Annotated in this window: 18 protein-coding genes; 14 read left to right on the top strand and 4 right to left on the bottom strand. The window is 70.3% G+C overall.

The features are described 5' to 3' along the window. The 6 genes from mimD (at position 1) to RR3_RS05195 (ending at position 5,340) form a co-directional block, all read left to right on the top strand. Positions 1 to 336, top strand: coding sequence for a propane 2-monooxygenase effector subunit MimD (mimD, locus tag RR3_RS05220; protein ID WP_085997962.1), 336 nt, complete (start codon positions 1 to 3; stop codon positions 334 to 336). 78 nt (positions 337 to 414) lie between these two features. Then, positions 415 to 1,458 carry an amidohydrolase family protein gene (locus RR3_RS05215; protein ID WP_010596322.1) on the top strand — a complete coding sequence of 348 codons (1,044 nt, stop codon included), beginning with the start codon at positions 415 to 417 and terminating at the stop codon, positions 1,456 to 1,458. Further along, positions 1,455 to 2,204, top strand: coding sequence for an iron-sulfur cluster assembly protein (locus RR3_RS05210; RefSeq protein WP_010596321.1), 750 nt, complete (start codon positions 1,455 to 1,457; stop codon positions 2,202 to 2,204). The genes RR3_RS05215 and RR3_RS05210 overlap by 4 nt, the downstream gene beginning before the upstream one ends. Then, positions 2,201 to 3,226: an NAD(P)-dependent alcohol dehydrogenase gene (locus tag RR3_RS05205; RefSeq protein WP_010596320.1), complete on the top strand. Its 1,026-nt coding sequence runs from the start codon at positions 2,201 to 2,203 to the stop codon at positions 3,224 to 3,226. The genes RR3_RS05210 and RR3_RS05205 overlap by 4 nt, the downstream gene beginning before the upstream one ends. 37 nt (positions 3,227 to 3,263) lie before the next feature. Continuing rightward, positions 3,264 to 4,913: a chaperonin GroEL gene (groL, locus tag RR3_RS05200; protein ID WP_017681891.1), complete on the top strand. Its 1,650-nt coding sequence runs from the start codon at positions 3,264 to 3,266 to the stop codon at positions 4,911 to 4,913. A gap of 100 nt (positions 4,914 to 5,013) precedes the next feature. Next, the gene (locus RR3_RS05195) at positions 5,014 to 5,340 is read left to right on the top strand and encodes a putative quinol monooxygenase (protein WP_010596318.1); all 327 of its coding nucleotides are present in this window, start codon (positions 5,014 to 5,016) and stop codon (positions 5,338 to 5,340) included. Positions 5,341 to 5,345: 5 nt separating this feature from the next. On the opposite strand, the gene RR3_RS05190 is transcribed toward RR3_RS05195, so the two are convergent. Beyond that, a complete protein-coding gene (locus RR3_RS05190) occupies positions 5,346 to 8,468 on the bottom strand; it encodes an NAD-glutamate dehydrogenase domain-containing protein (protein WP_064065929.1) in 3,123 nt (1,040 codons plus the stop codon). Positions 8,469 to 8,645: 177 nt separating this feature from the next. Here RR3_RS05190 and gabT point away from each other — a divergent pair, with 177 nt between their 5' ends. From gabT to RR3_RS05170, 4 genes are read left to right on the top strand one after another with little or no spacing between them, the layout of a single operon-like run. Further along, entirely contained in the window at positions 8,646 to 10,004 is a 1,359-nt protein-coding gene (gene gabT, locus RR3_RS05185) for a 4-aminobutyrate--2-oxoglutarate transaminase (RefSeq protein WP_048771209.1), read from the top strand. Between the two features lie 30 nt (positions 10,005 to 10,034). Then, positions 10,035 to 11,228: an acyl-CoA dehydrogenase family protein gene (locus RR3_RS05180; RefSeq protein ID WP_003934993.1), complete on the top strand. Its 1,194-nt coding sequence runs from the start codon at positions 10,035 to 10,037 to the stop codon at positions 11,226 to 11,228. Between the two features lie 32 nt (positions 11,229 to 11,260). Next, positions 11,261 to 12,727 carry an aldehyde dehydrogenase family protein gene (locus tag RR3_RS05175; RefSeq protein WP_010596314.1) on the top strand — a complete coding sequence of 489 codons (1,467 nt, stop codon included), beginning with the start codon at positions 11,261 to 11,263 and terminating at the stop codon, positions 12,725 to 12,727. Then, positions 12,724 to 13,839 (top strand): CaiB/BaiF CoA transferase family protein, encoded by a 1,116-nt coding sequence (locus tag RR3_RS05170; protein ID WP_017682277.1) that lies wholly within the window; start codon positions 12,724 to 12,726, stop codon positions 13,837 to 13,839. Before RR3_RS05175 ends, RR3_RS05170 begins: the two co-directional genes overlap by 4 nt. A gap of 84 nt (positions 13,840 to 13,923) precedes the next feature. Here the strand turns inward: RR3_RS05170 and RR3_RS05165 are convergent, their stop codons facing one another. Beyond that, positions 13,924 to 15,072: a hypothetical protein gene (locus RR3_RS05165; protein ID WP_048771218.1), complete on the bottom strand. Its 1,149-nt coding sequence runs from the start codon at positions 15,070 to 15,072 to the stop codon at positions 13,924 to 13,926. 477 nt (positions 15,073 to 15,549) lie between these two features. On the opposite strand from RR3_RS05165, the gene RR3_RS05160 reads away from it, so the two are divergent. Next, positions 15,550 to 16,149 carry a hypothetical protein gene (locus RR3_RS05160; RefSeq protein ID WP_017682279.1) on the top strand — a complete coding sequence of 200 codons (600 nt, stop codon included), beginning with the start codon at positions 15,550 to 15,552 and terminating at the stop codon, positions 16,147 to 16,149. 7 nt (positions 16,150 to 16,156) lie between these two features. After that, on the top strand, positions 16,157 to 16,801 hold the full coding sequence (locus RR3_RS05155) for an RES family NAD+ phosphorylase (RefSeq protein WP_026138123.1): 645 nt from the start codon (positions 16,157 to 16,159) through the stop codon (positions 16,799 to 16,801). A 138-nt stretch (positions 16,802 to 16,939) separates the two neighbouring features. Here the strand turns inward: RR3_RS05155 and RR3_RS05150 are convergent, their stop codons facing one another. Then, entirely contained in the window at positions 16,940 to 18,490 is a 1,551-nt protein-coding gene (locus RR3_RS05150) for a PucR family transcriptional regulator (RefSeq protein WP_017682281.1), read from the bottom strand. 28 nt (positions 18,491 to 18,518) lie between these two features. Beyond that, on the bottom strand, positions 18,519 to 20,078 hold the full coding sequence (locus RR3_RS05145) for a PucR family transcriptional regulator (RefSeq protein WP_082900283.1): 1,560 nt from the start codon (positions 20,076 to 20,078) through the stop codon (positions 18,519 to 18,521). 110 nt (positions 20,079 to 20,188) lie between these two features. Here RR3_RS05145 and RR3_RS05140 point away from each other — a divergent pair, with 110 nt between their 5' ends. Further along, positions 20,189 to 22,249 carry a hydantoinase/oxoprolinase family protein gene (locus tag RR3_RS05140; protein ID WP_064065930.1) on the top strand — a complete coding sequence of 687 codons (2,061 nt, stop codon included), beginning with the start codon at positions 20,189 to 20,191 and terminating at the stop codon, positions 22,247 to 22,249. After that, positions 22,249 to 24,210, top strand: a complete 1,962-nt coding sequence (locus RR3_RS05135) for a hydantoinase B/oxoprolinase family protein (protein ID WP_010596305.1) — start codon at positions 22,249 to 22,251, stop codon at positions 24,208 to 24,210. The genes RR3_RS05140 and RR3_RS05135 overlap by 1 nt, the downstream gene beginning before the upstream one ends. The last annotated feature ends 144 nt before the right edge of the window (positions 24,211 to 24,354 follow it).

Raw genomic sequence — 24,354 nt, 5'->3', positions numbered from 1 at the left:
ATGCAATTCGGATCGGCCACCGAGTTCTCCAACATGTGTGGCGTCACCCTGATGAACACCCCGATCGGACGTGTCGTCGCCGACGTCATGGGCGCCAAGGAGGGAGTGGAGCTGACGGAGTACCCGTCGATGATCCGCGTCGACGGCGTGAACCGCCTCGAATTCGACTACGCCGAGCTCACCGACGCCCTCGGTGAGGACTTCGACGGATCGATCTTCGAGGAGATCAGCTCCACCCACTACGGGCGCATGGTGCATCTCGACGACAAGACCATGCTCTTCGCCAGTCCCGAGGACGCCGCCGAGTACATCGGATTCGATCTCACGGCGCACTGACCGCAGCCGTCCGGGCCCGCCCGCCGGGCCCGGACGGCTCCCGATCCACCACCGGCACACGACAGAACGAGGGAAGCGATGTACGAGAAGGACGGCCAGCAGTACTTCATCGTGGACGGCCACGTGCACATCTGGGACGGCCGCGAGTCGAACCAGAAGAACGTGCACGGACGGCAGTTCATCGACTGCTTCTACGACTACCACAAGAACCTCAGCCCCGAGGAGGAGGTGTGGGACTACGACACCTACACCTACTACGGTGGCGAACGCCTCATGAAGGACCTCTTCGTGGACGGGCACGTGGATCATGCGATCTTCCAGGCCACCCTGCTGAGCGAGTTCTACCACAACGGGTTCGGGCAGACCGAGGAGGCGTTCGAGCTCACCCGCAAGCACCCGGACAAGCTCACCTACAACCACGCCTACGACCCCCGCCACGGCGAGGCCGGACTCGAGCAGCTGCGCCGGGACGCCGAGCGGATGAACCTTCAGGGCGTCAAGCTGTACACCGCCGAATGGCACGGTGACTCCCGCGGATACAAGCTCGACGACCCGTGGTCGAGGCGTTACCTCGAGGAGTGCATCGAGCTGGGCATCAAGAACATCCACGTGCACAAGGGCCCGACCATCCGCCCGCTCGACCGGGACGCCTTCGACGTCGCCGACGTGGACAAGGTCGCCACCGACTACCTCGAGCTGCGGTTCGTCGTCGAGCACGTGGGCCTGCCCCGGCTCGAGGACTTCTGCTGGATCGCGACCCAGGAATCGAACGTGTACGGCGGTCTGGCCGTGGCGATTCCGTTCATCCACACCCGCCCCCGGTACTTCGCCCAGATCATCGGCGAACTGCTCTACTGGCTCGGCGAGGACAAGATCCTGTTCTCCAGCGACTACGCGCTGTGGACACCGAAGTGGCTGATCGAGAAGTTCGTGGACTTCCAGATCCCCGAGGACATGACCGAATACGCGCCGATCACGATCGAGCAGAAGAAGAAGATCCTCGGTCTCAACGCCGCGGCGCTCTACGACATCGACGTTCCGGAACACCTGCGGCTGCCCGAGCCCGCCGGACAGGAGGGCGTGGAGGTGGCGGCGGGAGCTCGAGAGGCGGTGTCGTCGTGACGGCCGCACCGGTGTCGGGCAGCGACGTGCTCGCCGCGCTCGGCACCGTGGTCGACCCCGAACTGGACGAGCCGATCACCGATCTCGGTTTCGTGCGGTCGGTGGTGCTCGACGACGACGGGGTCACCGTGCACCTGCGGCTGCCCACCGCGTTCTGTTCACCGAACTTCGCGTACCTCATGGCCTCCGACGCTCAGGACGCGCTGCGCGCGATCGAGGGCATCGGCGAGGTGCGGATCCTGCTGGACGACCACCACGACAGCGCCAAGATCAACGCGGGGCTCGCCGCCGACGCCGGCTACCGGGGCACCTTCGGGTCCGAGGCGGAGGAGAACCTCGACGAGTTGCGCCGCACGTTCCGGCGCAAGGCGCACCTCGCCGCGCTGGAGCGCTGCCTCGAATCCCTGTTGCAGCACTCGTCCCTCACCGTCGACGACATCCCGTCGCTCACCCTGAGCGACCTGCCGCCGGGCCGGCACAAGTCGGCGCTGATGCGGCGACGGTTCGACATCGGCCTGAGCCTGTGCCCGGCCGGCCGGGTGTTCGTCGACGACGACGGGCGGCCGATCCCCCACGAGGCGGTGCCGATGCGGCTGCGTTTCGCGAAGTCCGTGCGGATCTCCATGGAGGGGAACGCGCATTTCTGCCGGGGCCTGCTGGCCACCCGGTACGCCGACGACGGCGAATCGGCAGCGCCCCGGGTCGCCGACGTCCGTTGTTCCGAAATCGTCAGGAGAGTGTCATGAAGGCCGTGCAGGTCGTGGGTTACCACACCAAGCTTCAACTCGACGACATCCCCGAGCCGAAGGTCGAAGGCCCGCTCGACGTCATCGTCCGCATCGGCGGGGCGGGGGTGTGCCGCACCGACATCCATATCCTCGAGGGACAGTGGGCCGAGAAGAGCGGCGTCGTCCTGCCGTACACCATCGGCCACGAGAACGCCGGCTGGGTGCATGCCGTCGGCGACGCGGTCACCAACGTCGCCGTCGGTGACAAGGTCATCCTCCACCCCCTCATCACGTGCGGGCTCTGCCGCGCGTGCCGGTTCGGCGACGACGTGCACTGCGAGAACAGCCAGTTCCCCGGCATCGACACCCACGGCGGCTACGCCGAGTACCTGCGCACCACCGCGCGCAGCGTGGTCCGGATCGACGACTCGCTCGAGCCGTCCGACGTCGCGGCGCTCGCCGACGCCGGGCTCACGGCCTACCACGCCGTCGCGAAGGCGGCGCGTGCGACGCGGCCCGGCGACGTGTGCGTCATGATCGGCGCCGGCGGTCTCGGCCACATCGGCATCCAGGTGCTCAAGGCGATCTCCGCGGCCACCCTGATCGTGGTGGACCGCAATCCGGCCGCGGTCGCCCTGGCCGTCGAGATCGGCGCCGACCACGGCATCGTCGCCGACGGCACCCACGTGCAGCAGATCCTGGAACTGACCGGCGGGCGCGGCGCCGAAGCCGTCGTGGACTTCGTCGGGGAGGGCGGCGCCACGAAGGACGGTGTCGCGATGCTGCGCCGCGCCGGCAACTACTACGTCGTCGGCTACGGCGAGAACATCGACGTGCCCACGATCGACGTGATCTCCACCGAGATCAACTTCGTCGGCAACCTCGTCGGCTCCTACAACGACCTGCAGGAGCTCATGGTCCTCGCCGCGCAGGGCAAGGTCGCGCTGCACACGACCAAGTACCCGCTCGAACAGTTCCAGCAGGCGATCGAAGACCTCGACGCGGGACGGGTCCGCGGCCGCGCGATCCTGGTCCCCTGAACCGCATCCACCGGTCGGCACGAAAGGAAACCCAGTCATGGCAAAGGATCTGCGGTTCGCTCAGGAAGCACGCACCCTGCTCGAGTACGGCGTCAACGCCCTCGCCGACGCGGTCAAGGTGACGCTCGGTCCGAAGGGCCGCAACGCGGTGCTCGAAAAGCTCACCGGCCCACCCACCATCACCAACGACGGCGTCACGATCGCCCGGGAGATCCAGCTGCGGGACCCGTTCGCCAACATGGGTGCGCAGCTGGTCAAGGAAGTGGCGATGAAGACCAACGGCGTGGTCGGTGACGGCACCACCACCGCGACGGTGCTCGCGCAGGCCATGGTCCGCGAGGGCCTGCGCGCCGTCGATGCCGGCGCGAACCCGATGCGGGTGCGCCGCGGCATCGAACGCACCGTTCCCGTCGTCGTCGAGGCGCTGCGCGACCGGTCCGTGCCGGTGGAGGACCGCGCGGACCTGCGGCGCGTCGCGACGCTCGCCGCCAGCGACGACGAGTCCATCGGCGAGGCCATCGCCGAGGCCGTCTCGTACGTCGGCAGGTCCGGCATCGTCACCACCGAGGAGAGCGACACCCTCGGGATGTCGGTGAGCGTCGTCGACGGCATCGAATTCGACCACGGCTACATCTCCGGCTACATGGTCACCGACCCGGAACGCATGGAAGCGGTCCACGACAATCCGCTGATCCTGCTCACCAACAAGAAGATCAGCCAGGTGCAGGACATCATGCCGAGCATCGAGGCCGCCAAACGCGCCGACCGGCCCCTCGTCGTGCTCGCCGAGGACGTCGACGGCCCCGCCCTGCAGCTCCTCGTCGGCGGCAACATGCACAAGACGATGCAGTCCGTCGTCGTACGCGCGCCCGGATTCGGTCACCGGCGGGTCGCCGAGTTGCAGGACCTCGCGGTGGCGCTGGGCGGGCACGTGATCGCCAAGGACACCGGCGTCGAGCTGTCCGAGGTGACACGCGAGCATCTCGGGTCCTGCGACCGCATCACCGTCACCGAGAACGAGACCACCATCGTCGGCGGCCACGGCGACGCGAAGCTGCTCGAGGCCCGGATCGCGCAGCTCGAGACGCAGCTGGACCGCGCCCGGATCGACGCCGACCAGGACAGCCTCCAGCTGCGCATCGCCCGGCTCACCGGGCGGGTCGCGGTCATCCGGGTGGGCGGCGCCACGAGCGTCGAACTCAAGGAGCGCATGCTGCGCGTCGAGGACGCCCTCGCCGCCACCCGGGCCGCCCTCGAGGACGGCATCGTCGCCGGCGGCGGCACCGCGCTCGGTCAGGCGCACCGCGCGCTGGCCGATCTCGAGTTGCCCGGCGACGAGGCCATCGGCCGGGACGTCGTGCGGCGGGCCCTGCCCGAGCCGCTGCGGTGGATCGCGGTCAATGCCGGCTTCGACGGCGACGAGGTCGTCGATGTCGTCGCGGGCCTGCCGTCGGGGCACGGCTTCGACGCCCTGACCGGTGAGTACGGCGACATGTTCGACGAGGGCATCGTCGACCCCCTCAAGGTCACGCGCGCCGCGCTCGAGAGCGCCGCGTCCATCGCGGCGCTGCTCATCACCACCGAGACCGCGATCGTGGAGGAGGTCGTCGGCAATCCCGGCGCGATCCACGCGCCCGGCTTCGGGGACCTGGCCGAGGGCATGGTCCGCCCGTCCAACATCTACTGAGCGCGGGGGGACGGTCTCGGCGGCGGCCGGGCCCCGTCGGTCGCTTCCCTCCGGGGCGACCGGCCGCCGCCGTGTCCACCCGGCAGAATCGGAGTACGCAATGATCTTCATCGTGGTCAAGTTCCGGGTCCGTCCCGAGTACCGGGACGACTGGCTTTCGCTCACAAGGGAATTCACCGAGGCGACCCGGGCCGAACCCGGAAACCTGTGGTTCGAGTGGTCCCGCAGCGTGGACGATCCGTCCGAGTACGTGCTCGTCGAGGCGTTCCGCGACGGCGAGGCCGGCGCCGCGCACGTCGGTGCCGACCACTTCCGCAAGGGACTCGACGCCATGCGCCCCGCGCTGAGCGAGACGCCGAGGATCCTCAACACCGAGCTCCCTGGCGTCGAGTGGGCCCGCATGGGTGAACTCGAGATGGCCGGCTGAGGCGGTCACCGCTCCGTCGCGCGCACGAGCAGGCGCAGTTCCGCGCCGAGGGTGCACGCCCGCGGCAGATCGACGGGCCCGTTCTCACGCAGCTCGGTGGTCAGGCGCGTGACCCGGGCGATCGCGTCCGGGACTCGCGCCTGCCACCGCGCCAGGACCTCGTCGACGTCCGCCGGGCCGGTCGGCGCGCCGTCCCGGCGCAGGATCGCGGCGACGAGACCGTGGTGGCGATCGGCGAGTTCGTCCCGCGCGGTGGCGATCGCCGTGCTGTCCCACCAGGTGTGGGATCCGGTGGACAGGTCCGGTGACATCCCCTCGATCCCGAGCAGCGATCCCGTGGCGGCGTGCACCCGGGCGACGAGGCGGGCCGGGCAGTCCAGCGTGTGCGCGGTGTCGACCAGGGCCGGGCACTCGGCGAGAAACCGGAAGTCGGGGCCGTCGCCCGGCGCGGCGTCTGCGAGCAGATCCTCGACCCCGGCACGCAGCCGCGCGATCTCGGCGGTCACGTCGAGCGGCGACGGCCGCAGCCGCAGGATCCACGAGGCCGCATGCTCGACGAATCCCTGCACGGCGCCGAGCCGCTCCCAGCGGTCGGCGCCGTCGCGTGCCTCGGCCCACCACCGGTCGGTGTCGAACACCGCCCGGATCACCGCGTACGCCCGGGCGACCGCCGGGGTGCGCACCCCGAGCCGTTCCTCGAGCTGATAGATCATCCCCGGACCGACGTGGTCGACGAGATCGGAGGCGATCCGGGTCGCGACGATCTCGCGGCGCAGGGGATGGTCCCGGATCTCGTCCCGCAGCACGGCGCGCATGCCGGCGGGGAAGTACTCGAGGGCGACGTCGGCGAAGACGGGGTCGTCGGGCACGTCCGACTCGAGCAGATCCCGGCACACGACGTTCTTCGACCGGGCGAGCAGCACCGCGATCTCCGGCCTGGTCAACCCGCGGCCGGCGCCGGCGCGGGCGGCCAGTTCCTGCACGGTGGGCAGCACCTCGGTGCTGCGCCGGAGTCCGCCGCCGGTCTCGAGGTGGATGATGAGCCGCTCGTGCCTGCCGAGCAGCCGGGCCGCGCGCGAGACGGCGAGTCCGAGCGCCACCGCCTGGTCCCGGTTCGTGCGCAGCACCGTCCGGGCCACCTCGTCGCGGGCGTCGTCGAGCAGCCGGTTGCGTTCCTCGAGGGTCAGACCTCCCCTGCGCCGGGCGGATTCGAGGGCGATCTTCAGGTTCACCTCGGCGTCGGAGGTGGCCACGCCGGCCGCGTTGTCGATGAAGTCCGCATTGACGCGCCCGCCCGCGGCCGCGAACTCGATGCGGGCCCGCTGCGTGAAACCGAGGTTCCCGCCCTCGCCGACGACGCGGCACCGCAGCTGCGAGGCGTCGACACGGACGGGGTCGTTTGCCGGATCCGCTGCTTCGGTGTGGCTTTCGGAGGATGCCTTGACGTAGGTGCCGACGCCGCCGTTCCAGAGCAGATCCACCGGGGCCGTCAGCAGCGCCTTGATCAACTCGTCCGGGGTGGTGGTCGGGTGGGACAGTCCGAGCAGGCGCCGTGCCGGTTCCGGGACGGTGACGGACTTCGCGGAGCGCGGCCACACGCCGCCCCCGGCGGAGAGGATGTCGCGGTCGAAGTCGTCCCAGCTCGATCCGGGAAGCTCGAACAGCCGCCGGCGCTCCGCGTAGGCACGGGCGGTGTCCGGGTCGGGGTCGAGGAAGATGTGCCGGTGGTCGAAGGCGCCGACGAGGCGCAGGTGCGGCGAGAGCAGCATCCCGTTGCCGAACACGTCGCCGGACATGTCCCCGATCCCCACCGCCGTCACCTCGGTGGTCTCGACGTCGATGCCGAGGTCGGTGAAGTGCTCGCGGACCGCGACCCACGCGCCGCGCGCGGTGATGCCCATCGCCTTGTGGTCGTATCCGCTCGATCCGCCCGAGGCGAAGGCGTCGCCGAGCCAGTAGTCGTACTCCGCGGCGATGGAGTTCGCCAGGTCGGAGAACCGGGCCGTGCCCTTGTCCGCGGCCACCACCAGATAGGCGTCGTCCCCGCCGTGGACGACGGTGCGGTCCGGATGCACGATCCGACCGTCGACGATGTTGTCGGCGAGGTCGAGCATTCCCCGGACGAACGTCGAATATGCCTGGGCGGGAGAAATATCCGGGTTTCTGCGGACGAACGCGCCCTTGGCGCCGACGGGGACGATGGGGGCGTTCTTCACGACCTGGGTCTTCATCAGACCGAGGACCTCGGTGCGGTAGTCCTCCGGACGGTCCGAGAACCGCAGCCCCCCGCGGGCGACGGTGCCGCTCCGCACGTGGATGCCCTCCACGTCGTCCGAGTGGACGAAGATCTCGCGGTGCGGAACGACCGGTCCGGGGTCGGCCAGACGGGCGGAATCGAGCATGAATGCCCCGTACGGTTTCGCCGCACCGCGATCGTCGCGCTGGTACCAGTTGGTGCGCACGGTGGCGGTGACGAACGACTCGAGGCTGCGCAGGATGCGGTCCTCGTCGAGGCTTTCCGCCGCGCCGCGCCGTTCGGCGAGCGCCTGTCCGGCGGCGACGTCCCGATCGTGCCGGTCCGGGTCGAAGCGCGCGGCGAAGCAGGCGACGAGTGCCTCGACGAATCCGGCATGCCGGCAAAGCGTGTCGACGACGTACCGTTCCGACATGATCAGTCCCGCCTGGCGGGCGAAGCGGGCGGCGGCGCGGACCAGGGCGATGTCCCGCACGCCCACCTCGGCGACGACGGCGAGGCGGGAGTACCCGTCGACGACAGTGCGGCCCTGTGCGTGGGCGTCGAAGACCGCCGCCACCCGGCGCGGCGAACCCGGTTCCCACTCCGGGGGCGTGACGAACGCGAATCGATGCACCCGGCGGTCCGCGTCGCCGGTGGTCAGGAGTTCGTGATCGTCGATCCGCAGGCCGAAGTGCTCGAACGTGTGGACGGAGTCGGCGAGCAGCGGGTCCCGGCCCGGCCATCGCATGACGGCACAGGCGGTGCCGTCGGAGGACGAGTCCTCCACGAACAGCAGTGCCGGTCCGGCATCCTGTGCGCGCGCGAGGCGCCGCGCGGCCCCGGCGACGTCGGTGGGCGCCGGTTCGTACGGGTGCGTGGGGGCGGTGGTCATCGGTATGTCCTTTCGGTCACCCGGTGTGGGCCGTGGTGTGCCGCCAGTCTGCGGCGGACCGCCGAGAACGGACATGTACTCGATGTCCATGTAGACGGCTGAACTTGTACTCGAGGTCCATCAGAAACCCGGGTCTGCGCTCCTACAGTTCGAGGAAACCGACGAAGGGAGAAGGACATGACCGCAGTCGAACTCGTACGGGGTGGCCCCGGGCTCGAGCAGGCACGTCGCATCGTGACGGAGATCCCGGGACCCCGGTCCCGCGAGCTGGCGCAGCGCCGCGCCGCCGCGCTGCCGGCGGGCCTGGCCAGCGGCGCCGAGATCTACGCGGCCGCCGGGGGCGGGGGTGTGCTCGTCGACGTGGACGGGAACTCCTTCATCGACCTCGGCTCCGGCATCGCCGTCACCACCGTCGGCAACTCCGCGCCGCGGGTCGTCGAACGCGCCACCGCACAACTGCAGCAGTTCACCCACACCTGCTTCCTCGCCACCCCCTACGAGCCGTACATCGAGGTCGCCGAGGCCCTCAACCGGCTGACCCCGGGCACGCACGCCAAGCGCACGGCCCTGTTCAACACCGGCAGCGAGGCCGTCGAGAACGCCGTGAAGTACGCCCGCGCGGCGACCGGCCGGTCTGCCGTGGTCACGTTCGACCACGCCTTCCACGGCCGCACGCTGATGACGATGACCATGACGGCGAAGAACCAGCCCTACAAGCACTCCTTCGGCCCGTTCGCCCCGGAGGTCTACCGCGCGCCGATGGCCTACCCCTACCGGTGGCCGAGCGGGCCCGACCGCGCCGCGGACGAGGCGTTCGAGCAGTTCCGGCTGCTCGTCGACGCCCAGATCGGCGCGGACCAGGTGGCGTGCGTCGTCGTCGAACCCATCCAGGGCGAGGGTGGGTTCATCGTCCCCGCCGACGGCTTCCTGCGGCGCGTCGCCGACTTCTGCCGGGACCGCGGCATCCTCGTCGTCGCCGACGAGGTCCAGACCGGAATCGCCCGCACCGGAGCGTGGTTCGCGTGTGAGCACGAGGGCCTCGTGCCGGATCTGATCGTCACGGCGAAGGGACTCGCCGGCGGGCTCCCGCTCGCGGCCGTCACCGGCCGAGCCGAGATCATGGACCGTGCCCATCCGGGCGGCATCGGCGGCACCTACAGCGGCAACCCCGCCGCGTGTGCCGCGGCGCTCGGCGTCTTCGAGACGATCGAGGCCGAGCATCTGCTCGACCGCGCCCAGGAGATCGGCGCGCTGATGCTGCGGGAACTGCGCGAGATCGGCACCCGTCACCCCGTCGTCGGCGACGTCCGTGGCCGCGGCGCCATGGTCGCCGTCGAACTCGTCGAGCCCGGTACGACCACCCCCAACCGCGAAGCCGTCGCGGAGATCGCCCGGTACTGCCAGGCCCACGGAGTCCTCACCCTGACGGCCGGCACCTTCGGGAACGTGCTCCGGTTCCTGCCGCCGCTGTCGATCTCCGACGCACTGCTCACCGAGGCGTTCTCGGTGCTGCGCGACGCATTCGCCGCCCTCTGACCACCCCTACTTCCCCCCGAGGACCAGCACATGACCACCACCGCACCCGCACGCACGACCGGACCCCTGCGGCCGCTCGAACTCCTCGGCGCCGACACCCTGCTCGACGCCGACGAACGCGACATCGCCGCCACCGTCCGGCGCTTCGTCGAGACCCGGCTCGCACCCGAGGTCGGCAACTGGTTCGAATCCGCCACGCTGCCCAAGGAACTGGCGAAAGAGTTCGGCGCCCTCGGCGTCCTCGGCATGCACCTGGACGGATACGGGTGCGCCGGCACCAACGCCGTCAGCTACGGCCTGGCCTGCCTGGAACTCGAGGCCGGCGACAGCGGATTCCGCAGCTTCGTCTCGGTGCAGGGCTCGCTGTCGATGTTCTCGATCCACCGCTACGGCTCCGACGAACAGAAGGAGCACTGGCTGCCCCGGCTCGCCTCCGGCGACGCCATCGGATGCTTCGGCCTGACGGAACCCGACTTCGGTTCCAACCCCGGGGGAATGCGCACCCGCGCCCGCCGGGACGGGTCGGACTGGATCCTCACCGGCACCAAGATGTGGATCACCAACGGTAATCTCGCGGACGTCGCCACCGTGTGGGCCCAGACCGACGAGGGCGTGCGCGGGTTCGTCGTGCCCACCGACACCCCCGGCTTCACCGCCAACCCGATCCACCGGAAGCTGTCGCTGCGGGCCTCGGTGACCTCCGAACTGGTGCTCGACAACGTGCGTCTGCCGGCATCGGCCGAGCTGCCGCTCGCCCGCGGACTCGGCGCTCCCCTGTCCTGCCTCAACGAGGCCCGGTTCGGCATCGTGTTCGGCGCGCTCGGCGCCGCCCGCAACAGCCTCGAGACCGCGTTGGACTACGCCGCCTCCCGGGAGGTCTTCGATCGGCCGCTCGCCTCCTACCAGCTCACCCAGGAGAAGCTGGCCGACATGACACTCGAGCTCGGCAAGGGCTTCCTGCTCGCGCTGCACCTCGGCCGCCTCAAGGACGAGTCCGGGGTCACTCCCGAGCAGATCAGCCTCGGCAAGCTCAACAACGTGCGCGAGGCCCTGGCCATCGCCCGCGAATGCCGGACCATTCTCGGCGCCAGCGGAATCACGCTCGAGTACTCGCCGCTGCGGCATGCCAACAACCTCGAGTCGGTGCTGACCTACGAGGGCACCAGCGAGATGCACCTGCTCTCGATCGGCCGCGCCCTGACCGGTCACGCCGCATTCCGCTGACCCGCACCGTCGACGCGTCGAAGGGACACACGATGACGACACCCGTTCTGCTGCAGCACTACATCGACGGCGAGTGGTTCGACGGCGAGGCCGATGCCCTGGTGAGCATCAGCCCCGCCGAGCCGGACGTCACCGTCGCGCACGGCCGCGCGGCCACCGGCGACGACGTCGACCGGGCCGTCGCCGCCGCGCGGGCCGCGGCCCGGCACTGGGCGCGGACCCCGGCGCACGAGCGCGGTGCCGTCCTGGCCCGGGCGGCCGCCGTCGTCGAATCGTCCGCGTCACGGTGGGGTGCGGAGCTCGCCCGGGAGGAGGGCAAGACGCGGGGCGAGGGCGTCGCCGAGGTGCTCCGCGCGGCCCAGATCCTGCGCTTCTACGGCGGCGAGGGCGACCGGGAGGCCGGCGAGGTGTTCGCCTCCCCGCGCCGGGGGGAGCAGATCCTGGTCGCGCGCAAGCCCGTCGGCGTGGTGGGGGTCGTCACCCCCTTCAACTTCCCCATCGCCATCCCCGCCTGGAAGATCGCCCCGGCACTGACCTACGGCAACACCGTGGTGTGGAAGCCGGCAGGCACCGTGCCGCTGCTGGCGATGCGGCTCGTGCAGGCCCTCGCCGATGCGGGCCTGCCGCCGGGGGTGCTCAACCTCGTCATCGGCGGCCGGGAGGTCGGCGCCGGCATCGCCGACCATCCGGGGATCGACGCGCTGACCTTCACCGGTTCGACCGCGGTCGGCCGGAGCCTCGCGGCGGCCGGGGCCGCGCGGGGCGTGCCCGTGCAGGCGGAGATGGGCGGCAAGAACGCGGCCGTCGTGCTCGGCGACGCGGACCTCGATCTCGCCGCCGAACAGGTGCTCCTCGGCGCGTTCCGGTCGTCGGGGCAGAAGTGCACGGCGACCTCCCGGCTGATCGTCACCGACGACGTCGCCGACGAGTTCGTCGGTGAACTCGTTGCCCGGATCGGCAAGTGGACCGTCGGCAATCCCCTCGACGAGCACGTCCACATGGGTCCGGTGGTCGATGCCGCGGCGCGGACCTCGATCCAGGCAGGTGTCGACGAGGCGGTCCGGCAGGGTGCCCGCGTGCTGTGCGGCGGCCGGCCGTACGAGGACGGTGCACTCGCAGCCGGGTTCTACGTGCCGCCCACCGTGCTCGAACTGCCCGGCACCGGGCTCGACGTGTGGCGGGAGGAGTTGTTCGGACCCGTCCTGGCCGTGTGCCGCGCGGCGGACGCCGAGGCGGCGTTCGCGCTCGCCGACGACAGCGACTACGGCTTGTCGGCGGCCGTGTTCACCCAGGACCTCACCCGCGCGCTCGGGGCGCTCGAGGACCTGGACGTGGGCATCCTGCACATCAACTCCGAATCCGCCGGCGCCGATCCGCACGTCCCGTTCGGCGGCGCGAAGAAGAGCGGCTACGGCCCGAAGGAACAGGGCCGCGCCGCGCGGGAGTTCTTCACCCACACCACGACCGTCTACCTCCGCGGCGGGAGGCCGATCGCATGAGCCAGGGCGCACTCGACGGCATCGTCGTCGCCGATTTCACCCGGGTCCTCGCCGGCCCCTACGCCACGATGATGCTCGCGGACATGGGCGCCGAGGTCGTCAAGATCGAACGTCCCGGCACCGGCGACGACACCCGCGCGTGGGGACCGCCCTACGACGACGCGGGCTCGGCCACGTACTTCAACTCGGTCAACCGCAACAAGACCTCCGTGGTCCTCGACCTCGCGTCGGAGCAGGGCCGGGCCGAGGCCCGCCGGATTGTCGCGCGCGCGGACATCGTGGTCGAGAACTTCCGCGCGGGCACCATGGAGCGGCTCGGCCTGGGCTACGACGACCTGCTCGACGTCAACCCGGGGCTGATCTACTGCTCCGTCACCGGGTTCGGGAGCGGCGACGGAGCGGCCCTGCCGGGTTACGACCTGCTCGTGCAGGCCGTCGGCGGGCTCATGAGCATCACCGGACCCGAGGCCGGCACGCCGACGAAGGTGGGCGTCGCGGTCGTCGACGTGCTCACGGGCCTGCACGCCCTCGCCGGGATCCTCGCTGCGCTGCACCACCGGCAGCGCACCGGCGAGGGGCAGCGCGTCGAGACCAATCTCCTTGCCGCGCTGCTGTCGTCGCTCGTCAACCAGGGCTCGGCGTACCTCGGTGCCGGGGTGGTGCCGGGGATTCTCGGCAACCGGCACCCCAGCATCGCCCCGTACGAGGTGTTCCCGACCAAGGACCGGCCGCTGGCGCTGGCGGTGGGCAACGACAAGCAGTTCACCCGGCTCGCCGAGACGATCGGCGCGCCGGAACTGGCCACCGACCCGCGGTTCTGCAGCAACCCGCTGCGGGTCGCACACCGCGAGGAACTGTGCGAGGAGATCACCTCGATCCTCGCGACGGCCGGGGCCGACCACTGGTACGACGAACTCGCCCGCGTGGGTGTTCCGGCCGGACCCATCAACGACGTCGCCGAGGCCTTCGAGTTCGCGCGGCGACTCGGTCTCGACGCCGTCGTGTCGGTGCCCGGAAGTGCCACACCACAGGTCGGAAACCCGTTGACCTTCTCCAGGACTCCGGTCCGGTACCGGTCGGCTCCGCCACCCCTGGGTGGAGCCGCGGACTGACCGGAGCGGCCCGGAGGAGTGCCCGTCCCGTCGCGTCCGGCCGCGGCGGGACGGACGTCGCGCGCCGACGGGACCGCCGCCGGATCAGGGATGCGCGACGGCGCGATCCTCGGGCGCGGGAACGGCGGGCCGGCGGATCCCGAAGGACTCGAAACCGACGACGTACAGAAGAGTCACCAACGCGAACAGGTCCATGAACCCGAGGGCATTGCCGTGCAGGCCGTCGGCGACGGCCGGTTCGTGCAGCACGATCTCGGCGACCACGTAGTAGTACAGGACGAACGTGGTCACGGCGAGGGCGAACGTGATCGCCGCGCGGGACACCAGATTCGCTACGGCCCCGGCTGCCGTCGGCTTGTTACCGAAGGCGTTGGCCCACAGAATCATCCAGGCGACCCAGCACACGCCCAGCTGGGCCGGGAACTGATCGAGCGGGAAGCCCGGGTCGGCGGCCGTGCCGGAGCCGACGAGCACCGCACACACGGCGCGCAGTGCCACGAACAACACGGTGCCGAGCGCGATGTTGCCGATCGTCGAGACCAGCGCGACCCGCATGCGGCTCCCGGCCAGTCGCCACGGCCAGTTCTCCAGGGTCTGCCCGGTGAGCACGATCGCGACGATGATCGAGTAGTACCAGCCGAGCAGTGTGTCGACGTCGAGCAGTGCTGTGCCCTCCCGAACCGTCTCCGAGACCGCGGGTACCCCCAGTACGAAATAGAGCAGTGCGGTGGGGACGAGGAGGGTGACGATCTCGCAGGCACCGACCCACGGCTGTTTCAGGCCCAGATCGGTCCACGGCCAGTGCCCCCAGTTGAGCACCACCAGAACCCACGTGGAGAAGCCGAACAGGACGAACAGCGCGCCCGTGAAGTAGCCCAGGCCGTCGGGACGGTCGGCCGCGTAGTCGGGATACAGGTGGCCGATCCCGCTCGCCAGGACGTAGGTGACGACGACGGCGAAAACCGAGGTGGCGCCGAGGAACACCAGTCCGCGCCACGGCTGCCGTAGCCGGTCGAATCCCCAGAACTCGAGGTTGAATCCGGCCCACACGACGAACAGGAGCGCCCAGAACAGGAGGGCATTGAACGGTAGCGGATACAGGTCGAACGGACTGAACTGCGGGTCGGCGAGCAGATACCACGCCGCGACGGAGACGGTGAGGACCACGGCGGTGTTGACGACACCGAATCCGAGCCACCCCGGGGACGTGTCGGCGTGCGAGCGTTCGGGCATGGGATACCGGAACCTTCTGTGATGCCCTCGAATCGAGGGGTGAGGGGAACGTCGGCCGAGGAGATCGGTGAGTGGCGTGGTGGCCGGAGCCGACTGCCGGATCGCGGACCGTGTCCTCGACGGTTCTTCGTCAGCTCCGGCGGCGCAGTTCGGGACCGGCCGTGGGAGCGTGGAGCATCGGAGTGTCCTTCCCGTGAGGATGCGACTCGTGAGAATGTGACTCGGAGCACACTCGAAACGATCACGCGTCACAACCGTTGCGCCGCGTTGCATCCCCCGCCCGGGTCCGGATCGTCCGCCACCGCCGGCATCTGCCGGGCCTCGACGGCCGCTCACCACTCCGTCGGGGTGTGGATTGCGTCGAGTTCCCGGCCACATCGTTCGCGGTGTGCGCGCTGTCGGGCACCTTGGACAACTCCCACTCTCACCTCACTAACAGCGCGATACTCTGTTAGTGACTGTTAGGAGGTGGTGGGGATGGCCGACACGGAAGACCGCTACCTGGCCGGTGACGTCGACTTCGAAAGCGCCGCCGCCGACGCGCTCGGCACCCCGAGCATCGATCGCCGCGATCTGTTGCCCCTGTTGCGTGCGCTGCGGGCCGCGAAGCGTCCCGCAGCGTCCCTGCCCGCCCACGAAGCCGACCTCCTCGACGTCGGCGGCGCACCCGAATCGCTCCTCGCCCTCGCCACCGTCGTCGCCGACCGGACCGCACGGATGCGCCGCCTGCTCGACAGCGCCCTGACCGTCGGGCAGGCCGCCGAACGACTCGGTGGGGTCGGCCCCTCCCGCGTCCGACAGCGCGTCGGCGACCGCAGCCTGTGGGCGCTCAAGCGAGCGAACCGGCTGCTGCTCCCCGCCGTGCAGTTCACCGACGACGGCCAGGTGCCCGGCCTCGACGCCGTCCTGCGGGCACTGCCCGAGAACATGCAGCCCCTGTCGATCCACGGTCTGCTGACGACGCCGCAACCGTCCCTTGTCGTCGACGGTGCCCCGACCTCGGTCGTCGACTGGCTGCTCACCGGCGGCGCCGTCGAGGACGCCCTGTCGGTCGTCGACCAGTATCTGACGGCCTGAGCCGCCGATGCTCCCAGCTCTGCCCCATCCGCCGGGCGTGGAGGCGCTCCGCGCGGCCGGAATCACCCCTGACGAATACCTGATCCTCGACACCGACACGATCGTCTGGCGGGTGCACTCCACGAGCGGCGACCACGTCCTGCCGTGGAACACCCTGCGCACCTTCGGGCCGGTCTTGCGGTTCGATCCGCACCCGCTGCCGCGCCGGGACCACGCCCGGCACGGGGTCTGGTACGGCGCCGCCGATGTGCCCGGGGCGTTGGCCGAGGCGTTCCAGACCACTCGAGTGATCGATACCCGCACCCGCGTCCCCTACCTGACCGCGGTGCGGTTCACCCGTCCCCTGCACCTGCTCGACGTCGCCGCCCACGGGCCCGGCCGATGGCCGACTCGCGTCGGAGCGAATTTCGCGCTCTCGACCGCAGCACACGGCATCGCCCAGCACTGGGCGCGCACCATTCGCGCCGCCCACCCGGATCTCGACGGGCTCGCCTACCGCGGCCGGTTCGCCGGTGGACTGTGCGTTGTGCTCTTCACGCCCGCCGCCCGGGCGTTCCCGGATCAGCCTGAGATGACCATCCCCCTCGACCACCCGGGATTCGCATCCCGGTTGGCCGGAGCTGCCGACCGAATCGGCTACGCGATCGAATAACCGGCCGATCCACTCCAGTGCCTCGCTCGCCCCGCGCCTGCTCTGTCCCGCCCTGGACGGCTGTATCCCCGGGAGGCGCAGACGCGATGCCTCTGCTCTGGTGCCGGACTCTTCGTGTGGTAACTCGGACGCCGGCACCTATCCACCACGGCCGTCCAGCATTTCCCTAGCCTTGACGGCCAGCCACCACTCCACGCGGGTGTGGATCGAGTCGAGGTCGCGGCCGGTGAGTTCGGTGATGCGGGCGAGCCGGTTGCGCAGGGTGTGCCGGTGGATACCGAGGGCAACGGCGGTGCTCTCGGCCTGACCGTTGTGCTCGAGGTACGCCGCAAGGGTCTCGACCAGTCGTCCACTCGCTCCGTGCTTCTCGTCGTAGGCATCGAGTGCTTCGAGACCCGAGTGGGCGATGGCCTGCAGCGCATCCGGATCCTGCATGCCCAGCAACACGGAGAAGGTGCCCAGCTCGGCGAACACCACCGGTGCCCGGCTGCCGTCCCGCGCCGCGCGTGCCGCCGAGAGCGCCTGATGCACACTGCTGTTCGCGTCCGTCACGGCGCCCGGACCACCCAGCCCGCACCGGACCGGGCGGCCGAGCTGCGCGCGGACGCGGTCCTGGACCCGGGTCGCGACCTCGCGTGCCCGGTCGGCCGGCAGGACCACCGCGACATCCGCACCGATCGACGCCGTGAGGTGGGGGATCCCCTCGGCGGCGAGGGCGGCGCCGACCTGCCGTTCCGCCGGCAGTAGCGGACCGACGTCGGTCAGCACGGCGACCGCGACGGTGTCGGTCGGTTCGAACCCGAAGTACCGGAGCAGGCCGGCGTCCATGCGTTCGGGTGCGTCGAAGAGGGTCCGGGTGACGACGGCCCGCAACCGCTGCTCCGCGCTCTGCACCTTCGCGGGCTTGCCGAGTTCGATGGAGATCAGCGACACGGCGTGGGCGAGGAGCAGACGGTCGGCCGGCGGGAGCGGTTCCGCGGTGCCGACGGCGAGGTATCCGTAGAGGTCCTGGGCGGCCGCGATGCTCTGCACGGTGTAGTGCCCGCCGTCGTCGGCCAGCACCTTGCTCAGCTGCCGCCGCCGCGGGGATCGGGACGCCGACTCCGACACCGCGCGGGCGTGCCGGATCGCCCGGCCGGTGTCCGACCCGTACTCCGCGAGCACGCGATCGTCGGGGTCGACGACGGCGACGACGCCGGCGAGCGCCTGGCCGAGTGCGGTCACCACCGCGGGCACGCCCCCGCGCAGCGTGGCCCGGGCCAGCCGCTCCTGCTGATCGACGACCCGCTGCACCGCCCGCACCTGATCGGCGGTCAGTTCGTCGATGACCGCCCGGGTGATGGCGATGAACGGCGTCGAGGCGGGCACGGCGAGCACCGGGAACCCGAGCGCGTCACCCGCGGTGCGCAGACCGTCGGGCACGCGGTCGAACCGGGTGCCCGTGTCGAACGCCAATGCCACGCAGCCGGCTCCGACCAGGCCCTGGAGGTACGCGAACTGCGCGTCCGCGTCGGCGCCGATCTCCAGGCCGGTGGTCATCACGAGCTCTCCGCCCGAGAGCCACGGGGTGGGGTCGGGAAGCTCGATCGGATGCGCCCACTCGATGACACGGTCGGCGCCGTCGCGACCGGCCACGAGAGTGAGCCCGAGATCCGGCAGCGTCGTGAGCCGACGCACGGTGACAGCCATGACGACGATCCTTCCGCACACGGGGCGACTATGAGGTGGGGCGTTCGGCGAGGACTTCGAGGGCCAGGTGGAGGTCGGTGACGTCCCGCGGGGAGCGCAGGGACCGGCCCAGCAGGTCCTCGACGCGTTTCACCCGGTGCCGCACGGTGTTCGGGTGCAGATTCAGCTCCCGTGCCGTGCGTCCCACGTCCAGGTCCCGGGCCAGGTGCAGCACGAGGAAATCGACCAGGTCGTCGTGGCCGTCGAGCAGGGGACCCAGCACCGCGGTGGCGCGCCCGAGGGCCTGCTCCGGGTCGCGGCCCGCCAGCAGCCAGTCGGCGAGGCTCACGTCCTCGAAGCGCTGGGTGGTCCTGCCGAGCCGCTCGGCGGACCGTCGTGCCCAGCGCGCCTCCCGCAGTTTGCCGGGCCCGCGCGTGGGATCGGTGAACGGCTCGCTCGAGCCGCACGTCAATCCCTGCGGGAGGTTGTGGGACCACGACTCGAAGGCCTCGGCCCGGGCCGGGACCACTCCGATCAGGCCGCCGTCGCCGCGGGCGAGCAGCAGGGTCAGCCCGATGTCGCGGGCCAGACCGGACACGTCCGACTCGACGGCGTCGAGCAGTGAGTTCGCCCGGAACACCCATCGGCGGTTGTCGTAGTCGGGGGCGGCGGACAGGACCAGCATCCGCATGTCGGGCTCGGGGCCGAACCGGAGCATCTCGAGCTGGTCCAGGACGGTGTCGGCATCGGCCGGATCGCCCGACGCCAGTGCCCGCACCAGTGCGGCGTGCCGCGCACGGTTCTCGACGGTGGCGCGCTGGCGGGTGCGTTCGATCGTGTTGAGCAGCCGCAGCGACACCTCGACCGCGGGTGCGGTGAGCGGGTCGGCGAGTTCGTTGCTCTTGGACGCGAGGGCCAGCCAGTAGTGCTGGTCGCCCGGCGAGATCGAGTGCGCGCTCACCGACCAGCGGCCCACCCGGAACAGCAGCCGCCCGTCCCGGCCGCGCAACTGATTGCGGATCAGGTGCACGGGCGCGCCGCCGGCCGAGGCCACGACGTCGCCGACCTCGTTGTAGAGAACCACGCTGCTGCGGAGCAGTCCGGTGAGACGGGCCACGAGGTCGGCCTCGGGGGACTCGGCGGTCATCGCCTCGAGCAGGTGGTTCTGCATCTGCAGCGTACGTCGCAGCAGCATCGAGTCCTGCGCCTGCACTGCCGCATTGACGCGTCCGACCACCTCCATGAACGGCAGCTCCGGCGGGATCGCCACCACGGCGAACCGGTGGCGTTCGGCCTCGTCGAGCAGGGACCGGGGAATGTCGCCGGTGATCACTCCCACGCCGTACCCGAGTGCGGTGATGCCCGAACCGACGAGTTCGCGGATCAGCTCGCGGCAGGCCTGCTGCGGGTGCTCGAGGCTGGGAAAGCGCGAGCCGGTGGTGAGCATCATCGACCCCGGCCGCAGCCACCGGGTCGGGTTCTCGATCTCGATCGGGTGCGCTCCGGTGATTCCCACGTTCGGGTCGGCGTCGGTCACCAGCCGGAGCCCGAGATCGGGTTCGAGCAGCAGGTCGACGAGCCGGAAACGGTCCGGAAGCATGCCCGACATCTTTCCCCCTCCGATGTGAGAATCTCCAACGATTCGCCGAACTCGATTCACTTTCTCCAATTGATGAGGCGTCGACCAGGCCGAATACTGAGTCCACCCGATTCAGGAGTATGACGATGATCACATCTCGCAACCCCCACCTGCGCGTCGCCGTGGACGTCGGCGGCACTTTCACGGACGTGTGCATCTTCGACGAGAGCGCATCGACCACCCGCATCGCGAAGGTCCCCTCGACCCCCGACGACCCCATGCGCGCCGTGGTCGACGGTGTGCGCACCGCGGGCATCGACCTGACCGAGGTGACCCTGTTCTCCCACGGCACCACCGTCGCGACCAACGCGCTCATCACCCGCAACTTCCCGCCCGCCGCCCTGGTCACCACCCGCGGGTTCCGCGACGTGCTCGAGATCCGCGACGGCACCAAGGACGAGCTGTGGGACACGTACGTCGACGTCGGCACCCCCTACATCCGCCGCCGTGACCGGTACGAGGTCACCGAACGCATCGACTACGCCGGCGAGGTCGTCACCCCGCTCGACGAAACCGAGGTCCGCGAGATCGCCCGGATCCTGCGCCGCAAGGACATCAAGACCGTCGCGGTGTGCCTGATCAACAGCTACGTCAACAGCGCTCACGAGCAGCGTGTACGGGCCCTGCTCGAGGCCGAGCTGCCCGACGTCACCGTCTCGACGTCGAGCGAGATCCTCCCCGAGATCTTCGAGTACGACCGCGCCTCCACCACCGTCGCCAACGCCGTGCTCGCCCCGCTGGTCAGCGGATACGTCAACCGGCTCGAAGCGCAGTTGCGCACCGACGGGTACGACGGCGACCTGCTCCTGCTCCATTCCGGCGGCGGTTCCATGACCCCCGCGATGGTGGAGAAGTACCCCGTCCGGCTGGCCGCCTCGGGCATCGCCGCCGGCGCGATCGCCGTCGCGGACATCGCGACCCGCTGCGGATACCCCAACGCGATCGGCCTGGACATGGGCGGCACCAGCACCGACATCTCGCTCGTCTACGACGGTGAGGTCCGCACCACCAAGCAGTGGCAGGTCGAGTACGGCTTCCCCATCTCCTTCCCCAGCATCGAGGTGCTCACCATCGGGGCGGGCGGCGGCTCCCTGGCCTGGCTCGACGAGGCTGGCTCGCTGCGCAACGGGCCGCAGTCCGCCGGCGCCTCCCCCGGCCCGGCCTGCTACCTGCGCGGCGGCACCGAGCCGACCAACACCGACGCGAACGTGCTGCTCGGCCGCCTGGGCACCGCCCTCATCGGCGGCGGACTCACCCTGGACGTGGCGGCCGCGGAGAACGCGATCAAGCAGAGCGTGGCCGGACCGCTGGGTCTCGACGCCGACACGGCGGCGAGCAACATCATCCAGGTGGCCAACGCGAACATGGCGGATGCGGTGCGGCTGTTGTCGATTCGCCGGGGCTACGATCCACGTGACTTCGTCCTCGTCGTCTGCGGCGGCGCGGGCGCCCTGCACGGCGCGGCCCTCGCGAAGGAACTGTCCATTCCCACCGTCGTGGTGCCGCCCCATCCGGGCATCACCTCGGCGCAGGGCTGCCTGCTCGTCGACATCCGCCACGACCTGTCGGCGATGTTCCAGGGCCGCGTCGACGAGATCGACACGACCGCACTCGAACGCGAGTTCCTGCGCCTCGAGCAGGAGGGCACGCAGCGTCTGCGCCACGAGGGGGTCGCACCCGAACGGATGGTCCTCGACCGTCACATCAGCATGCGCTACGCGGGACAGTGGCGGTCGCTCACCGTCACCGCCGGCAGCGGTCCCGGCTTCCTCGCGGAGGCCGTCGAACGATTCCACGAGGAGCACGAGCGGGACTACTCGTTCCGGCGCGACGACACGCCTGTGGAGATCTACCAGATCGGCCTGCGCGCGGTGGGTACCACACCGAAGCCGAACTTCCCCCGCACCTCCGAACCCACCACCGCGGAGCCGGTGCCAGTGGAACGGCGCAGCGTCTACTTCGACGAGGCGCACGGACGGCTCGACACACCCGTCTTCGACCGCGACACCCTGGAGTTCGGTACGCGCATCCCCGGCCCTGCCGTGATCACCCAGCTCGACTCCACCACCGTCGTCCCCCCGGGGACCACCGCCACCATCGACGAGTGGGCGAACATCCGCATCGACATCCAGGAGTCCTGATGACCACCACCTCCCCCACCCTCGATCCGGTCACGTTCGAGGTCCTCAAGAACGCGTTCGCCACGTCGGTCGACCTGATGTCCGAGCAGATCCTGCGCACCTGCTACTCGTTCGTCATCTACTCGCGGGACTTCTCTTCCGCGCTCTGCGACGCCGAGGGCAACACCGTGATGCAGGGCAGCCAGGACATCGCCGTCCACGTCGGCACCCTCCACTTCCAGTGCAAGGCCGTGCTGGAGGAATTCGGCTCCGACATCAACCCCGGCGACATCTTCATGGTCAACGACCCCTACAGGGGCGGCACCCACCTCAACGACGTCAGCTTCATCCGGCCCATCTTCGCGGACGGGGTCCTCATCGCCTTCGCGCAGAACAAGGGACACTGGGCCGACATCGGCGGCAGCGTCCCCGGCTCGTTCGACGTGACCGCCACCGAGCACTTCGGTGAGGGCCTGCGGATCACCCCGGTGCGGGTGTGGCACGAGGGCCGCTTCCTCGCCGACGTCGCGAAACTGCTCGTCGCGAACACCCGGTCGCCGGAGATCAGCATGGGCGACCTGCACGCCCAGGCCGAGGCGACGGGCGTGTGTGAACGCGAAATCCACCGGCTGGTAGACAAATACGGTCGCGGCACCGTCACCGATGCGATGCGCGAGGTCCAGGACTACGTCGAGCGCATCGTGCGCAGCCGGGTCGCCGACCTGCCGGACGGCACCTGGACCACCGAGGACTACCTCGACTCCGATCCGGCGCGTCCCGAGGGCCTCGTCCCGATCCGCGTCACCATGACGATCGAGGGCGACCAGCTCAGCTACGACCTGACCGGCAGTGCGCCCGCCGTCGCCAGCTTCCTCAACAGCGGCTACGGCACCGCCTTCTCCGGAATCGTGGCGGGCACCAAGTCCTTCTTCCCCGACGTGCCGCTGAACTCGGGCCTGTACAACGCGATTCACACCGACCTCGGGCCGGAAGGCACCGTCGTCAACGCCGGCTGGCCGCACGCGGTGACCGGGTTCTGCTCCGGCCCCTACGAGAAGATCATGAACGCGATCTTCGAACTGTGGTCGAAGGTCGTGCCCTCCCGGGCCATCGCCTGCTCGTTCAACCTCGAGTACCTGCTCGTCGGCGGGCGCGACGCCCGCACCGAGGAGCGGCCGTTCTTCATGTGGTACGACTGGATGGCCGGCGGCTGGGGAGGCCGCAGCTCGAAGGACGGATCGAGCGCCACCGCACCGGTGTTCGGCATCGGTCTGGCCGTGCAGCCCTGCGAGGGGCAGGAACGCCTTACGCCCGTGCTCACCACCGAGCATGCCATCATCACCGATTCCGGTGGGCCCGGCGAATACCGCGGTGGGTGCGGCCTGTCCAAGGGCGGCGTCCTCACCGACAGCGACAACAGCGTGATGTCGTACTGCTGTGACCGTTCCCGCTCGGTCACGTGGGGCATCGAGGGTGGTCTGCCGTCCATCCCGCACGGCGTCTGGCTCAACCGCGGCACTCCCGAGGAGCGCTTCCTGGGGTCCGTGTTCTCGAATGTGCCGGTCCGGTCCGGGGATTCGTTCGAGCGGCCGTCGGCGGGCGGTGGGGGGTACGGGGATCCGCTGCAGCGGGACCCGGAGGCCGTGCTCGAGGACGTGATCGACGGCTACGTTTCCGTCGAGCGCGCTGCCCTGGACTACGGCGTCGTCGTCGTGCCGGTGGACCCCGAGATCGACCGCTACGAGCTCGACGACGACGCCACCGATCGGCTCCGCACGGAGATCCGTGCATCGCGCGAGGGCTGGCTCGGCGAGGACCCCGAAGCCGTCGCCGCCCGCTACCGCAGCGGGGAGCTGTCCATGCTCGACCTCGTGCGCCGTTACGGCGTGATCGTCGACTGGGGCACCGGCGCGCTGCTGCCCACCACCACCGCCCAGTTCCGCGACCTGCTGCGGACCCGCTCCGTCGCGCACTGGTCCTGACGCGTGAGGCGGGGCAGCGATCCCGCTGCCCCGCCTGAGGTTTCCCGCTCTCCCCTCCCCGAAGACTCTCCCCTCCCCGAAGACTCCCCTTGCCGAACCTCCCGTGCCGCGGGCGGTCGAGCGCCCCTGCGCCGGTTCGGATTC

The organism is Rhodococcus ruber NBRC 15591 (assembly GCF_001894945.1).
In the GTDB taxonomy this organism is placed as follows: Bacteria; Actinomycetota; Actinomycetes; order Mycobacteriales; family Mycobacteriaceae; genus Rhodococcus; species Rhodococcus ruber.
The sequence above is the reverse complement of the archived record's forward strand: the minus strand, read 5'-3'. Positions and strand labels throughout refer to the sequence as shown.

Excerpts from the sequence above, each read along its gene's own strand:
- mimD (WP_085997962.1), top strand. The coding sequence starts at position 1 with ATGCAATTCGGATCGGCCACCGAGTTCTCCAACATGTGTGGCGTCACC.
- RR3_RS05175 (WP_010596314.1), top strand. The coding sequence starts at position 11,261 with ATGACGACACCCGTTCTGCTGCAGCACTACATCGACGGCGAGTGGTTC.
- RR3_RS05205 (WP_010596320.1), top strand. The coding sequence starts at position 2,201 with ATGAAGGCCGTGCAGGTCGTGGGTTACCACACCAAGCTTCAACTCGAC.
- RR3_RS05215 (WP_010596322.1), top strand. The coding sequence starts at position 415 with ATGTACGAGAAGGACGGCCAGCAGTACTTCATCGTGGACGGCCACGTG.
- RR3_RS05170 (WP_017682277.1), top strand. The coding sequence starts at position 12,724 with ATGAGCCAGGGCGCACTCGACGGCATCGTCGTCGCCGATTTCACCCGG.
- RR3_RS05190 (WP_064065929.1), bottom strand. The coding sequence starts at position 8,468 with ATGACCACCGCCCCCACGCACCCGTACGAACCGGCGCCCACCGACGTC.
- RR3_RS05195 (WP_010596318.1), top strand. The coding sequence starts at position 5,014 with ATGATCTTCATCGTGGTCAAGTTCCGGGTCCGTCCCGAGTACCGGGAC.
- RR3_RS05165 (WP_048771218.1), bottom strand. The coding sequence starts at position 15,072 with ATGCCCGAACGCTCGCACGCCGACACGTCCCCGGGGTGGCTCGGATTC.
- RR3_RS05180 (WP_003934993.1), top strand. The coding sequence starts at position 10,035 with ATGACCACCACCGCACCCGCACGCACGACCGGACCCCTGCGGCCGCTC.
- RR3_RS05145 (WP_082900283.1), bottom strand. The coding sequence starts at position 20,078 with ATGTCGGGCATGCTTCCGGACCGTTTCCGGCTCGTCGACCTGCTGCTC.
- groL (WP_017681891.1), top strand. The coding sequence starts at position 3,264 with ATGGCAAAGGATCTGCGGTTCGCTCAGGAAGCACGCACCCTGCTCGAG.
- RR3_RS05140 (WP_064065930.1), top strand. The coding sequence starts at position 20,189 with ATGACGATGATCACATCTCGCAACCCCCACCTGCGCGTCGCCGTGGAC.
- RR3_RS05150 (WP_017682281.1), bottom strand. The coding sequence starts at position 18,490 with ATGGCTGTCACCGTGCGTCGGCTCACGACGCTGCCGGATCTCGGGCTC.
- RR3_RS05160 (WP_017682279.1), top strand. The coding sequence starts at position 15,550 with ATGGCCGACACGGAAGACCGCTACCTGGCCGGTGACGTCGACTTCGAA.
- RR3_RS05155 (WP_026138123.1), top strand. The coding sequence starts at position 16,157 with ATGCTCCCAGCTCTGCCCCATCCGCCGGGCGTGGAGGCGCTCCGCGCG.
- RR3_RS05135 (WP_010596305.1), top strand. The coding sequence starts at position 22,249 with ATGACCACCACCTCCCCCACCCTCGATCCGGTCACGTTCGAGGTCCTC.
- gabT (WP_048771209.1), top strand. The coding sequence starts at position 8,646 with ATGACCGCAGTCGAACTCGTACGGGGTGGCCCCGGGCTCGAGCAGGCA.